This is a genomic window from Pontibacillus sp. ALD_SL1, assembly GCF_017355605.1.
In genome coordinates, this window is the sequence record NZ_CP062974.1 from 250,062 (window position 1) to 263,383 (window position 13,322).

Genomic DNA, 13,322 nt, shown 5'->3' on the forward strand with positions numbered 1-13,322 from the left:
TGGTTTGTTAGGAGGTTTAGTCACAAGATCCCCCAATTTGACACGGGTAAATGAACATTCAATAATAAGGATTAAACAATTGCGAGAGGGGCTTTCTTTGTGGCGCAGTATTATAGAGATTCCTGGATAGAGGTTCAGCTTGATGCCATTCAAGGGAATATCGAGAATTTAAAACAACAATTGCCGAAAAAAACCGAGGTATATGCTGTGGTAAAAGCAAATGCATATGGGCATGGAGACGTCCAAGTAGCCAAAGCGGCTTTGGAAGGGGGCGCTAGTGGTTTAGCGGTTGCTTTATTAGATGAAGCGATTCGTTTAAGGGAGACTGGCATCTCAGCACCTATCCTAGTAATGGGATGGACCAGGCCTGAAGATGTCTCTGTCGCAGCTCGCTATGACATAACGCTTACAGTCTTCCAGGCAGACTGGTTACGTGAAATAAAAAATATGAACCTAGATCAAGTCTTATCTTTTCATATTAAGCTCGATACAGGAATGGGGCGTATTGGTATTCGAGAGCCTCAAGAGTTAGAGGAAGTCCTGAAGGAATGTAATGAAGATGGCCTCTTATTAAAAGGTGTATTTACTCACTTTGCAACCGCAGATGAGGAAGAAACCGATTATATAGAAGAGCAACAGTGCCGTTTCGATGCCTTAATGAGGACATTTACATCTCTTTGGGATGATCCTGTTGAAGTTCATACTGGTAATAGTGCGTTAAGTATGCGATTCCCAGAAAAGATGAATCACATCGTCCGTTTTGGCATAAGTATGTATGGGTTATACCCCTCCAAAGAAGTTAGAGCCATAAGGCCAATTGAGCTGTCCTCATCTTTTTCTCTTCATAGCAAGTTGGTGCATACCAAGAAAGTGCCTCCAGGCGAGTCAATCAGTTACGGAGCGACCTATACCACATCTGAGGAGGAGTGGATTGGAACAATTCCTATTGGATATGCTGACGGATGGATTCGAAAGCTCCAAGGTATAGAAGTGCTTATAAATGGGAAGCGTATGCCTATTATAGGGCGTATTTGTATGGATCAATGCATGGTGAAGATGGATCAAGCTTATCCGGTGGGGACTCAGGTGACGCTAATCGGAAAGCAAGGGAAAGAAGAAATTGAGGTTGATGAAATAGCCGATTATCTAGAAACCATTAATTATGAAGTTCCGTGTATGATTAGTGAACGTGTTCCAAGAGTCTTTCTAAAAGGTGAAGAAATGATAGATGTTTATAATGGGATAACGTTTTCAAATGAAAAAAGGGATGGATCTGTGTAAAGTCGACGCAGATGTGTGAAATTTGACAGAAAAAAGCGTAAATTAGGTGAAAATCGTCAATGAGCCTTTGCAATGCTTACAGTCTGGTGGTATGATTGAGAAAGAAATGAACCGATTAAGGTGCTTAGTTGATGGTGGAGGTGCATTTTAGTGTCCGATAGTTCACAAGAAATTGTAGTGAAATTACCACAGCATTTATTAAAAGAGCTAGATGGTATGGTACAACTCGAAAATGGTGATCGGAGCGATTTTATTTACCAGGCAACGAAAATGTATTTGCGGGAGCGTAAAAAACGTCATATTCGTGAGTCGATGCGTCAGGGCTACATGGAAATGGCAAAGATCAATCTAAACATTGCTTCAGAAGCTTTTCAAGCTGAAGAGGAGGCAGAAACTACCTGCGAACGCTTAGTGAGCGGGGTGTAAAGATTTGATCGTAAAAAGAGGCGACGTTTACTTTGCTGACCTTTCCCCGGTCGTTGGCTCAGAACAGGGAGGCGTCCGCCCAGTCCTCATTCTCCAAAATGATATTGGTAATCGCTTCAGCCCCACTGTTATTGTGGCGGCTATTACTGCGCAAATACAAAAAGCAAAATTACCCACACACGTAGAAATTGATGCTGAACGATATGGATTTGAGCGGGATTCAGTCATATTGTTAGAGCAAATTCGAACAATTGATAAGCAAAGACTTACAGACAAAATAACCCATTTAGATGAAGCTATGATGAGCAGGGTTGATGAAGCATTACAAATCAGTTTAGGGCTCATTGACTTTTAAAATAAGCTACTCGATTCCGAGTAGCTTATTTTATTATCTGTGAAAAATCTTAATGAAGAGAGAGTGTTCAGAGTAGCCGTATTCAACCGTTGGTGTTACAGTAAAATGGATAAACGCTTTTTGAAAATAATGATGAACGACCAAGTATAGTTGTTTGCATAGCTTATACAAAAGTGTGACAATGGATGTAATTCTGACTTAAATGGAACAGGAATCATAGGGGGTCCCGAGATGGAAGCGAATTTGAAGGAAATAGTACTTAACAATAGTAATGACATTGTTAAAATGTGGCTTGGAGAGGTAGAGAAGCATCGTAAACACGACTACACATCCTCGATCTCAGATGAATTGTTTGAGAGTACGAATCGAGAGTTTGTAAACGTTATCTTTACAAGCCTTGAGAAACAAGGTGCAACGAACGATATTGAAGGATTTGCAGAGCGGCTCATTAATCTAGGATGGCCGTTAAGTTATTTAACTGATGGAATGCAAGCCTTTAGGCGTGTAACCATTAACTATATTTTAGGACAATCCACTAAAGTTGATACACAGTACTTCTCTGAGGTATTGGGCAAAGTGGATGAGTGGGTCGACCCCGTTATTAACCAACTAGTTAACGAATACTCTGGTAGTTGGGAAAACATCGTCTCCCTACAAAAAGTTGCTCTTCAAGAATTATCAGCTCCGCTAATCCCCGTTATGGAAAATATCACAGTCATGCCTCTAATCGGGACGATCGATACTGAACGAGCTAAGTTAATTATGGAAAACTTATTAGACGGTGTCATTAAACACCATGCGGACGTCGTTTTGATTGATATTACAGGTGTTCCTGTTGTGGATACAATGGTTGCGCATCATATTATACAAGCGGCTGAAGCTGTTCGTTTAATTGGATCTACATGTATATTAGTAGGTATTCGTCCTGAGATTGCTCAAACGATCGTGAATTTGGGAATCGACCTGAGCAAATTCCCGACAAAGAGCTCTCTGAAAAAAGGGTTTGAATCAGCATTAGAGTTAACAAATAGACGAATTGAAGATATCCAAAGTAAGAATAATGAAATAGAAGAGTTAGTAGACTCTTTGGATAGGGAGTGATGAACATGAGAATACCCATCTTAAAACTTCACAATTATTTACTAATTTCTATCCAGATCGATTTAGATGATCAAACAGCTATACAGTTTCAAGAGGATCTTCTTAGTAAGATTCATGAAAGTGGTTCAACAGGGGTCGTCATTGATCTGACGTCTGTGGACATTATTGACTCGTTCATTGCAAAAGTATTGGGCGATGTTGTATCAATGTCTGATTTAATGGGTGCAAAAGTTGTTCTGACAGGTATACAGCCTGCAGTCGCAATGACTCTAATTGACTTAGGGATACACTTGCAAGACGTCCCAACTGCTTTAGATCTTGAACAAGGGTTGATCAAACTTCGACAGGAATTGGAGGAGTGAGTGAATGGACTTTCAATCCTGTGTGAACATTAAAAAGGAATGGGACATTGTAGGCGCCCGGCAACTTGGGCGTGATATTGCCAAGAAGATTGGCTTTGGTACAGTGGATCAGGCTCGTATAGCAACCGCTATCTCCGAGCTTGCCCGTAACATTTATTTATATGCTGGAACAGGTAAGGTTTGTTTTGAAGCAATTGAAGATATTAATGAACGTGGTTTACGAATTGTAGCCATGGATGAAGGCCCTGGGATTCGTGATGTAAGCCAGGTTATGGAAGATGGTTTCTCTACTTCCGGCGGACTTGGTGCAGGATTACCAGGCGTCAAACGTTTAATGGATGATTTTGATGTAATATCAAGGCAGGGGGAAGGGACTGAAGTGAGAGTTGTGAAATGGCTCCGCTAAAGGAGGAAGTCGATATGAGTACCTTAAAAATGGATCTTAGTAGCTATAAGGACTTGCTGAAGCAATATATTGAGACTCAAAATGAGCAAGCTCTTTATCGTGCTGAACAATTCAGTAAGCACTCAATCCAACAGAATATATCACCTGATGAAATTGTAGATGTGCACGTACAAGCCTTGTCGGAGCTATACCCTGATATCCCTGAAAACATTATGAACTCAATGAATTTCCTTTTAGAAACGATGATTTCTTATGGACTGGCTTATCAGGAGTATCAAGCATTGCGGGAGAAGCAGTTTGAACTGCAATCTGAGATTTCAGTCGCTGCCAACATGCAAGATACTTTATTATCTACTACGAAGCCAAACGTAGAGGGATTGGATATTGGTGTAACAAGTCAACCTGCGAGACAAATGAGCGGGGATTATTACCACTTCGTTCAGGATCAAAAAGGATCAGTGGGGATTGCTGTAGCTGATGTAATCGGGAAAGGGATCCCAGCAGCATTATGCATGTCCATGATTAAGTACTCAATGGATAGTTTTCCTGATGAACAGATGTACCCAAGCTCCATATTAGAAGGTATGAACCGGGTTGTTGAACGAAATGTGGACCCGAGTATGTTTATCACAATGTTTTATGGCTTATATGATCAAGCCTCTAATCATTTTTATTACTCATCCGCAGGCCATGAACCCGGTTTTTACTATTCAGCCAAGAATGATGAATTCTCGGAGATAGAAGCAAAGGGTCTTGTATTAGGCGTGGATCGTAGTGCAACTTACAAGCAATACGAAACACTTGTAGAACCAGGAGATATGATTGTTCTGTTAACAGATGGCGTGACTGAGTGTCGGGCTGGTGAACGTTTCATCGAAAGGGAAGAGATTTCAGATGTTATTCATCAGTACAAGCACTTACCCGCTCAAGAGATCACGGAGCAAGTCTATCAACATTTTGAAAGACTGCAGGATTTCCAGTTAAGGGACGACTTTACAATGGTAATCATAAGACGTGATGTTTAGTTCAAAATAAGAACGGGTAAATTTTTATAGCGTGATATAGAAAATAAGAAACGGAGGCTTAGGAAATATGAATCTTAATATTAATGTAGATGATAATGAAAAATTAAAAACCGTAACTCTAAGCGGTGAAATTGATGCATATACAGCACCAAAATTAAAAGAAACATTGCTTCCTTTAACGCAAGAAGACCAGGCTGTCGTAAAGGTTGACCTTGAAGGGGTTTCCTACATGGATAGTACGGGACTAGGAGTATTCATCAGTGCTCTAAAATCAACAAAAGAGTATGATAGCCAGTTAACGTTGGTGAAAATGAATGATCGTGTATACCGTCTATTTGAAATTACAGGGTTAACAGAGATTATTGATATTGAAACAGATTCTACGGTACGAGGTGGAATGTAATGACAGAGACATTTGACTTTATTGAAATCAAGATACCTGCCAAAGCAGAATATGTTGGTGTTGTAAGACTAAGTATTTCAGGCATCGCCAATCGTATGGGATTTGCTTATGACGATATAGAAGATCTTAAAGTAGGGATCTCTGAAGCGATCACGAACGCAGTGAAGCATGCCTATAACGAAACGGGCGAAGGTGAAATTACACTTGGTTTTGGAGTGTATGAGGACCGATTAGAAGTTATGGTAGCTGATCATGGTGGTAGCTTTGATCTGAAGAAGGTTAAAGAAGATACAGGCCCTTACCAGGAAGAAGACTCAATTGAAGAATTGAGAGAAGGCGGTTTTGGACTCTTCTTAATCGATGCACTAATGGATAAAGTTGAAATTAATAATAAATACGGAGTTATCGTTCTAATGACGAAATATCTTCATGAAAATGAGGTGGGGTTTAATGACGACCAAATCTCAACCACACAATAAACGTGATGGTGAGGTTTACGAATGGATCAAACACTTACAGGAAACCCCTGAAGATGAAGTTGTACAAGAAAAGATTGTACTTCAATATGAGGATCTCGTTCAATCCATCGCGAAAAAGTACTCTAAAAACAGTTCCATTCACGAAGATCTAGTTCAAGTCGGAATGTTAGGGCTACTAGCTGCTATCCGCAGGTATGATCCTTCGTTTGGGAAATCATTCGAATCATTCGCCATCCCAACTATTATTGGCGAAATCAAGCGATTCATCAGAGACAAAACGTGGAGTGTGCACGTCCCGCGCCGTATTAAAGAACTTGGTCCTAAAATTAAAAAAGCAGCAGAAGAACTTACAACAGATCTCCAACGTTCTCCCTCTGTAATTGAAATTGCTGATTATATTGGCGTTTCAGAAGAGGAAGTATTAGAAACAATGGAGATGGGTAAAAGCTACAAGGCGCTATCTGTGGATCGAAAAATTGAAGCAGATTCAGATGGAAGTACGGTCACAATATTAGACTTAATTGGGAACTCTGAAAAAGGCTTTGACCAGATTGACCAACAAATGCTACTTGAAAAAGTACTTCCAATATTGACGGAAAGAGAACAAGAAATCCTAAGGTGTACCTACTTTGATAACATGAGTCAAAAAGACACAGGAGAGCAGTTAGGGATTTCACAAATGCACGTATCCAGACTGCAGCGACGCGCTCTTCGTAAGTTGAAAGAAGCCTTACAGACAGATGAGTCGGAGTCTTACTATTGACGGAAAAACCGAAAGTTGATCTGAAAGTATTTCAGCAGCCTAAAAAAGGGAATTATTATTGCGGTGATAGTTACTTCTATCAGCAAACAGAGGATGGGTTCATTTGTGCATTAGCAGATGGACTCGGTAGCGGTGAGTATGCTCGCGAATCATCTAAAGCTGTTATGGAAGTCATCGAAGAAAATGTGGATGGGTCTATTGATACCATCATCAACAAGGCTAATGATACTTTAAGAGATAAACGTGGTGCTGTGCTAGGTATACTAAGAATGGATTTCTCTGAAGGAACTTATTCCTTTACCTCAATTGGAAATATAGGTATTGTTGTTGTCCCTGCGCATGGGAAGAAGCAACGTAATATACCTGTAGCAGGGTATTTGTCAGGCTATCCCAGGCCTTATAACGTTAAGCGAGACTCGTTACATACGGGAATGCTTTTCTTTATGTTTTCTGATGGAGTAAATGAACGGACTTTATCCTCGAACACATTCGTATCCAAAAACCTAGAACTAATTATGGAATCATTCAAGCAACAACAACCAGTAAAATACGATGATGATACAACTTTTATTGCGATGAAATATGGTTAAAAACCTTGTCCTTACAAACTGTAAGAGGGCAAGGTTTTTTTGTGTATAGAAAGCTCTTTCAGGGTGAAATAGGAAATAGTGATGGAGTTTGGTAAAATAGATGAATAGGGTCAAAAGGAATAGGAGGAACTCATATGAACGATGAAGCTCAAATTATACAGTGGGTGGCACAAGAAACTTCAATAAAATCGTCTTTAATTCAGGAAGTTATCTCGCTGCTCAATGAAGGAAACACGGTCCCTTTCATTGCCAGGTATCGAAAAGAGCAAACGAACGGACTGGATGAAGTACAGATCAATACCATTCAAGAAAAGTGGGAATATGGACAGAACCTATCGAAAAGGAAAGAAGAGGTTGTTCGCTTAATTGAAGAGCAAGGGAAATTGACAGAGGAGCTACGTTCAGAAATCCTTCAAGCTCAACAGTTACAGAAGGTGGAAGACCTTTATAGACCATATAAGCAAAAGCGTCGAACAAAAGCGACTGTTGCAAAAGAAAAAGGGTTAGAGCCTTTGGCGCTTGCGATTTGGAACCATGAGACGGTTCGTTTATCACATGAGGCAGAGCAATATCTTTCAGAGGAACACGAATTACATACAATTGATGATGTGCTTGCAGGAGTGAATGATATTATTGCTGAATGGATTTCGGATGAGCCTTCTTATAGGGACTACATCAGAACCAAGACTTTTGAAAAAGGTGCAATTGAATCTGCGGATAAGAATAAAGTGTTAGATGAGAAGAGTATCTTTGAAATGTACTATGATTATTCAGAACCTGTCCGATCCATTGCATCCCACCGGGTCCTTGCACTTAACCGTGGTGAGAAAGAGGGAATACTCAAAGTGGGGATCGCTCCGCCTGTGGAATTAGTCGTGGATTACTTACACAAGAAGCTCGTTCCAAAGCAAGCGGGTGAGACCAACCAATTATGGAAGGAAGCAATAGAAGATTCCTATAAAAGATTAATTCAACCTTCTGTAGAAAGAGAAGTACGCACATCTCTTTCTGAAAGGGCAGAAGAACAGGCGATTGATGTCTTTTCAAAGAACTTAAAGAACTTATTGCTCCAGCCTCCATTAAAGGGGCGTGCTGTGCTCGGAGTTGATCCGGCTTACCGAACAGGTTGTAAACTATCGGTTGTAGATGAAACAGGGAAAGTACAAGCAATCAAGGTAGTCTACCCGACACCTCCTAAAAATGATAAAAAAGGCGCGGAGAAAGTTATTCTTCAACTCATGAAGGAATACCCAATTGAGCTGGTTGCTATTGGGAATGGGACAGCTTCTAGAGAAACGGAACAATTTATCGCTGATATGATTCAGAACAACCATTTAGATATTGCCTACATGATTGTGAATGAAGCGGGAGCAAGTGTGTACTCTGCTTCGAAGTTAGCGCGTGAAGAGTTCCCTGATTTACAAGTAGAAGAGCGGAGTGCTGTATCTATTGCCCGCCGGGTGCAAGACCCACTGGCTGAACTAGTGAAGATTGATCCTAAGTCTATAGGTGTTGGGCAGTACCAACATGACGTTACTCAGAAGAAATTAAATCAATCTTTAACGTTCGTTGTGGAGACAACGGTGAACCAGGTTGGTGTGAATGCCAATACGGCTTCCCCTTCTCTACTTCAATATGTATCAGGCCTTAGCAAAACAGTTGCGAATAATATTGTGAAGGCAAGAGAAGAGCAAGGAAAGTTTACAAATCGAAATCAATTAAAGAAAATCCCTCGCCTTGGAGCTAAAACATATGAACAAAGTATTGGTTTCTTAAGGTTACCTGACGGTGATGAGCCGTTAGATCGTACACCCATCCACCCTGAGAGTTATAAAGGAACGAAAGAATTGCTGAAGACGATGGGATGTTCTGTAGAAGATCTTGGAACAGATAAACTAAATGACCAGGTTAAGAACCTAAATGTAACAGAGGCTGCTAGCCAACTAGGTATTGGTGTTCCTACACTCCAAGATATATTAGAAGCTCTTGTTCAGCCTGGCCGTGACCCTCGTGATGACTTACCAACTCCTTTATTGAAGAAGGACGTTCTTTCAATGGAAGATCTAAGACAGGGTATGGAGTTACAAGGTACAGTGCGCAATGTTGTAGACTTTGGCGTATTTGTAGACATTGGGGTGAAGCAAGATGGTTTAGTTCATATATCTAAACTAGCTAAGCGCTTTGTGAAACATCCATTAGATGTTGTGGCGGTTGGAGATGTAGTAACCGTATGGGTCGAAGATGTAGATAAGAAAAAAGAGCGGATTGCCTTATCGATGCTAGGACCTGCTGAATAATAGAAGAAAGCACTGCTTACGAGCAGTGTTTTTTTCTATAGAAATACCAACACTGATTAAGCATCTTGATTTGATAAGAATTCTTTTCCTGGTATGCTTTCATCAGTTGTCGCTGTAACCAACCAGGCATAAAGGACACCACCTTTCTATTAATATGTAAAACGTCATGTTGCGATTGAGAAAGGTAATAGCGTTACTTTTATGTTATGCATATAAACGCCTATATGTGATAAAGGAGGGGAAACTATGGAAAATAAAGCGTTATGGAGCTGGGTAGATAAGATATCAAGAGAATGGTTTGGGAAGCCATATCCGGATGAGGTAATAATGAACAACCGTCTACGTACAACAGGAGGACGCTACTTGCCGGCTCAAAGAAGAATTGAACTGAATCCTAAATACCTTTCAGAGTTAGGTGAAGAGGAATTTGAAGGGATAATCAAACATGAGTTATGTCATTATCATCTTCATATAGAGGGGAAAGGGTACCAACATCGTGACCCAGAGTTCAGAGCTTTATTAAAGAAAACCGGATCTCCGCGATTCTGTAAGGCGCTGCCTTCCCGGTATAGAGAGCCTAATCATATCTATCAATGCGAGGACTGTGGGCACATCTATAAACGGATGAAGAGAGTGAATACATCGAAATATCGATGCGGAAAATGCAAAGGGAAGTTAAAAAAGATAGAATAATGTATTGACCTTGGACGACCCACGTGTTAAATTATTATAGCCGTCATCGATACGGCACTTTAACCGATTTTATGAATTTCATTTTTTTCGTTAGAGGAATTGACAGTGCAACTAAAGTGTTGTAACATATTAAAAGTCGCTAAGGAAAACAAAAAAAGAAACGAAACAAACCAGTTAAATTTCTTTAAAAAATTCCTTGCAAACAAAAACAATATCTGATAAAGTATTTAATTGTCGGCGAAACAAAATAAGCCGAAAACAAATGCTTCATTAATTCTTATTCCAACGTAGCTCAGTGGTAGAGCTATCGGCTGTTAACCGATCGGTCGCAGGTTCGAATCCTGCCGTTGGAGCCAGTGGAGAAGTACTCAAGTGGCTGAAGAGGCGCCCCTGCTAAGGGTGTAGGTCGCGTAAGCGGCGCGAGGGTTCAAATCCCTCCTTCTCCGCCATTTCTTAACTGGCCCGTTGGTCAAGTGGTTAAGACACCGCCCTTTCACGGCGGTAACACGGGTTCGAATCCCGTACGGGTCACCATTTATTTTTTTGGTCCGGTAGTTCAGTTGGTTAGAATGCCTGCCTGTCACGCAGGAGGTCGCGGGTTCGAGTCCCGTCCGGACCGCCACTATTTTGGCCCATAGCCAAGCGGTAAGGCAACGGTTTTTGGTACCGTCATGCGCTGGTTCGAATCCAGCTGGGCCAGCCACTATTATGAAGAGCCATTAGCTCAGTTGGTAGAGCATCTGACTTTTAATCAGAGGGTCGGAGGTTCGAATCCTCCATGGCTCACCATTTATACACACCGTGCGGGTGTGGCGGAATTGGCAGACGCGCTAGACTTAGGATCTAGTGTCTCTCGACGTGGGGGTTCAAGTCCCTCCACCCGCACCATTATTACAGTAAGCGATCTTCGCTAACAAGCGTTAAAAGCTCATTTATGATGAGCGGTCGTGGCGGAATGGCAGACGCGCTAGGTTGAGGGCCTAGTGGGGGTTCACCCCGTGGAGGTTCAAATCCTCTCGACCGCACCATTGAAGTCACAAAGAAAAAATAAAAAAGTGCTTGCATTGATAAAACAGACATGATACAATAAATCTTGTCGCTTCAAAAAACATGCGCCCGTAGCTCAATTGGATAGAGCGTTTGACTACGGATCAAGAGGTTAGGGGTTCGACTCCTCTCGGGCGCGCCATTTCTTTTCCGGGAAGTAGCTCAGCTTGGTAGAGCACATGGTTTGGGACCATGGGGTCGCAGGTTCGAATCCTGTCTTCCCGACCATCGGAAAACTTTATATGCGGGTGTAGTTTAGTGGTAAAACCTCAGCCTTCCAAGCTGATGTCGTGGGTTCGATTCCCATCACCCGCTCCATTATAAATATGGGCCTGTAGCTCAGTTGGTTAGAGCGCACGCCTGATAAGCGTGAGGTCGGTGGTTCAAGTCCACTCAGGCCCACCAGAAGAAACATTTGATCTTTGAAAACTGAACGAAACAACATGTAACGTCAATGTCTTTAAATTATTTTTTAAAGCCAGTAATCATTTATTTGATGCTAGGCAAACTCTAACTTTATGGAGAGTTTGATCTTGGCTCAGGACGAACGCTGGCGGCGTGCCTAATACATGCAAGTCGAGCGCGTGAAACAACATGATCCCTTCGGGGTGATTGTTGTGGATCGAGCGGCGGACGGGTGAGTAACACGTGGGCAACCTACCCATGAGATCGGGATAACTCCGGGAAACCGGAGCTAATACCGAATAACCCAGTGAACTGCATGGTTCACTGGTAAAAGGCGGTTTCGGCCGTCACTCATGGATGGGCCCGCGGCGCATTAGCTAGTTGGTAAGGTAACGGCTTACCAAGGCGACGATGCGTAGCCGACCTGAGAGGGTGATCGGCCACACTGGGACTGAGACACGGCCCAGACTCCTACGGGAGGCAGCAGTAGGGAATCTTCCGCAATGGACGAAAGTCTGACGGAGCAACGCCGCGTGAACGATGAAGGTCTTCGGATCGTAAAGTTCTGTTGTTAGGGAAGAACAAGTACCAGAGGAAATGCTGGTACCTTGACGGTACCTAACCAGAAAGCCACGGCTAACTACGTGCCAGCAGCCGCGGTAATACGTAGGTGGCAAGCGTTGTCCGGAATTATTGGGCGTAAAGCGCGCGCAGGCGGTTTCTTAAGTCTGATGTGAAAGCCCACAGCTCAACTGTGGAGGGCCATTGGAAACTGGGGAACTTGAGTACAGAAGAGGAGAGTGGAATTCCACGTGTAGCGGTGAAATGCGTAGATATGTGGAGGAACACCAGTGGCGAAGGCGACTCTCTGGTCTGTAACTGACGCTGAGGCGCGAAAGCGTGGGTAGCAAACAGGATTAGATACCCTGGTAGTCCACGCCGTAAACGTTGAGTGCTAGGTGTTAGGGGGTTTCCGCCCCTTAGTGCTGAAGTTAACGCATTAAGCACTCCGCCTGGGGAGTACGGCCGCAAGGCTGAAACTCAAAAGAATTGACGGGGGCCCGCACAAGCGGTGGAGCATGTGGTTTAATTCGAAGCAACGCGAAGAACCTTACCAGGTCTTGACATCTTCCGCTATCCCTAGAGATAGGGAGTTCCCTTCGGGGACGGAATGACAGGTGGTGCATGGTTGTCGTCAGCTCGTGTCGTGAGATGTTGGGTTAAGTCCCGCAACGAGCGCAACCCCTAATCTTAGTTGCCAGCATTCAGTTGGGCACTCTAAGGTGACTGCCGGTGACAAACCGGAGGAAGGCGGGGATGACGTCAAATCATCATGCCCCTTATGACCTGGGCTACACACGTGCTACAATGGATGGTACAGAGGGCTGCGAGATCGCGAGGTCAAGCAAATCTCAAAAAACCATTCTCAGTTCGGATTGCAGGCTGCAACTCGCCTGTATGAAGCCGGAATCGCTAGTAATCGCAGGTCAGCATACTGCGGTGAATACGTTCCCGGGCCTTGTACACACCGCCCGTCACACCACGAGAGTTGGCAACACCCGAAGTCGGTGAGGTAACCTTTTTGGAGCCAGCCGCCGAAGGTGGGGCCAATGATTGGGGTGAAGTCGTAACAAGGTAGCCGTATCGGAAGGTGCGGCTGGATCACCTCCTTTCTAAGGATATTACGGA

General features: G+C 42.9%; 14 protein-coding genes, 12 tRNA genes and 1 rRNA gene. 26 read left to right on the forward strand and 1 reads right to left on the reverse strand.

Annotated features, from left to right (window positions below; translation table 11 throughout):
• Positions 1-99: 99 nt before the first annotated feature.
• The 12 genes from alr (at position 100) to IMZ31_RS01455 (ending at position 9,488) form a co-directional block, all read left to right on the forward strand.
• Positions 100-1,281, forward strand: coding sequence for an alanine racemase (gene alr / locus IMZ31_RS01400; protein ID WP_207528912.1), 1,182 nt, complete (start codon positions 100-102; stop codon positions 1,279-1,281).
• A gap of 216 nt (positions 1,282-1,497) precedes the next feature.
• Positions 1,498-1,707, forward strand: a complete 210-nt coding sequence (locus IMZ31_RS01405) for an antitoxin (RefSeq protein WP_255688859.1) — start codon at positions 1,498-1,500, stop codon at positions 1,705-1,707.
• 4 nt (positions 1,708-1,711) lie between these two features.
• Positions 1,712-2,062 (forward strand): type II toxin-antitoxin system endoribonuclease NdoA, encoded by a 351-nt coding sequence (gene ndoA, locus IMZ31_RS01410; RefSeq protein ID WP_036786621.1) that lies wholly within the window; start codon positions 1,712-1,714, stop codon positions 2,060-2,062.
• Between the two features lie 231 nt (positions 2,063-2,293).
• Complete coding sequence (locus IMZ31_RS01415) at positions 2,294-3,163, forward strand: RsbT co-antagonist protein RsbRA (protein ID WP_036786619.1); 870 nt, start codon at positions 2,294-2,296, stop codon at positions 3,161-3,163.
• Between the two features lie 5 nt (positions 3,164-3,168).
• Positions 3,169-3,525, forward strand: a complete 357-nt coding sequence (locus IMZ31_RS01420; RefSeq protein ID WP_036786617.1) for an STAS domain-containing protein — start codon at positions 3,169-3,171, stop codon at positions 3,523-3,525.
• A 4-nt stretch (positions 3,526-3,529) separates the two neighbouring features.
• The gene (locus IMZ31_RS01425) at positions 3,530-3,931 is read left to right on the forward strand and encodes an anti-sigma regulatory factor (protein WP_036786615.1); all 402 of its coding nucleotides are present in this window, start codon (positions 3,530-3,532) and stop codon (positions 3,929-3,931) included.
• Positions 3,932-3,945: 14 nt separating this feature from the next.
• Positions 3,946-4,956, forward strand: a complete 1,011-nt coding sequence (locus tag IMZ31_RS01430; RefSeq protein WP_207528913.1) for a PP2C family protein-serine/threonine phosphatase — start codon at positions 3,946-3,948, stop codon at positions 4,954-4,956.
• A 67-nt stretch (positions 4,957-5,023) separates the two neighbouring features.
• Entirely contained in the window at positions 5,024-5,359 is a 336-nt protein-coding gene (locus tag IMZ31_RS01435; RefSeq protein WP_036786611.1) for an STAS domain-containing protein, read from the forward strand.
• Positions 5,359-5,838, forward strand: a complete 480-nt coding sequence (rsbW, locus tag IMZ31_RS01440; protein WP_036786609.1) for an anti-sigma B factor RsbW — start codon at positions 5,359-5,361, stop codon at positions 5,836-5,838. The genes IMZ31_RS01435 and rsbW overlap by 1 nt, the downstream gene beginning before the upstream one ends.
• Positions 5,810-6,601 carry an RNA polymerase sigma factor SigB gene (gene sigB / locus IMZ31_RS01445; RefSeq protein ID WP_188655951.1) on the forward strand — a complete coding sequence of 264 codons (792 nt, stop codon included), beginning with the start codon at positions 5,810-5,812 and terminating at the stop codon, positions 6,599-6,601. Before rsbW ends, sigB begins: the two co-directional genes overlap by 29 nt.
• Entirely contained in the window at positions 6,598-7,191 is a 594-nt protein-coding gene (locus IMZ31_RS01450; RefSeq protein WP_207528914.1) for a SpoIIE family protein phosphatase, read from the forward strand. The genes sigB and IMZ31_RS01450 overlap by 4 nt, the downstream gene beginning before the upstream one ends.
• A 134-nt stretch (positions 7,192-7,325) precedes the next feature.
• A complete protein-coding gene (locus IMZ31_RS01455; RefSeq protein ID WP_207528915.1) occupies positions 7,326-9,488 on the forward strand; it encodes a Tex family protein in 2,163 nt (720 codons plus the stop codon).
• 16 nt (positions 9,489-9,504) lie between these two features.
• Here the strand turns inward: IMZ31_RS01455 and cmpA are convergent, their stop codons facing one another.
• Entirely contained in the window at positions 9,505-9,618 is a 114-nt protein-coding gene (gene cmpA, locus IMZ31_RS01460) for a cortex morphogenetic protein CmpA (RefSeq protein ID WP_156969217.1), read from the reverse strand.
• Positions 9,619-9,734: 116 nt separating this feature from the next.
• Here cmpA and IMZ31_RS01465 point away from each other — a divergent pair, with 116 nt between their 5' ends.
• From IMZ31_RS01465 to IMZ31_RS01530, 14 genes are all read left to right on the forward strand, one after another.
• Positions 9,735-10,181: a SprT family protein gene (locus IMZ31_RS01465; RefSeq protein ID WP_207528916.1), complete on the forward strand. Its 447-nt coding sequence runs from the start codon at positions 9,735-9,737 to the stop codon at positions 10,179-10,181.
• Positions 10,182-10,462: 281 nt separating this feature from the next.
• Positions 10,463-10,537, forward strand: a tRNA-Asn gene (locus IMZ31_RS01470).
• A gap of 2 nt (positions 10,538-10,539) precedes the next feature.
• Positions 10,540-10,630: transfer RNA gene (locus tag IMZ31_RS01475), tRNA-Ser, on the forward strand.
• Positions 10,631-10,640: 10 nt separating this feature from the next.
• Positions 10,641-10,715 (forward strand) — tRNA-Glu (locus tag IMZ31_RS01480).
• A gap of 11 nt (positions 10,716-10,726) precedes the next feature.
• Positions 10,727-10,803, forward strand: a tRNA-Asp gene (locus tag IMZ31_RS01485).
• Between the two features lie 6 nt (positions 10,804-10,809).
• Positions 10,810-10,884 (forward strand) — tRNA-Gln (locus tag IMZ31_RS01490).
• 10 nt (positions 10,885-10,894) lie between these two features.
• Positions 10,895-10,970, forward strand: a tRNA-Lys gene (locus IMZ31_RS01495).
• Between the two features lie 14 nt (positions 10,971-10,984).
• Positions 10,985-11,069, forward strand: a tRNA-Leu gene (locus IMZ31_RS01500).
• 53 nt (positions 11,070-11,122) lie between these two features.
• Positions 11,123-11,209, forward strand: a tRNA-Leu gene (locus tag IMZ31_RS01505).
• An 84-nt stretch (positions 11,210-11,293) separates the two neighbouring features.
• Positions 11,294-11,370: transfer RNA gene (locus IMZ31_RS01510), tRNA-Arg, on the forward strand.
• 9 nt (positions 11,371-11,379) lie between these two features.
• A tRNA-Pro gene (locus IMZ31_RS01515) sits at positions 11,380-11,456 on the forward strand.
• 16 nt (positions 11,457-11,472) lie between these two features.
• Positions 11,473-11,546 (forward strand) — tRNA-Gly (locus IMZ31_RS01520).
• 10 nt (positions 11,547-11,556) lie between these two features.
• A tRNA-Ile gene (locus IMZ31_RS01525) sits at positions 11,557-11,633 on the forward strand.
• A 110-nt stretch (positions 11,634-11,743) separates the two neighbouring features.
• Positions 11,744-13,306, forward strand: a 16S ribosomal RNA gene (locus IMZ31_RS01530).
• The last annotated feature ends 16 nt before the right edge of the window (positions 13,307-13,322 follow it).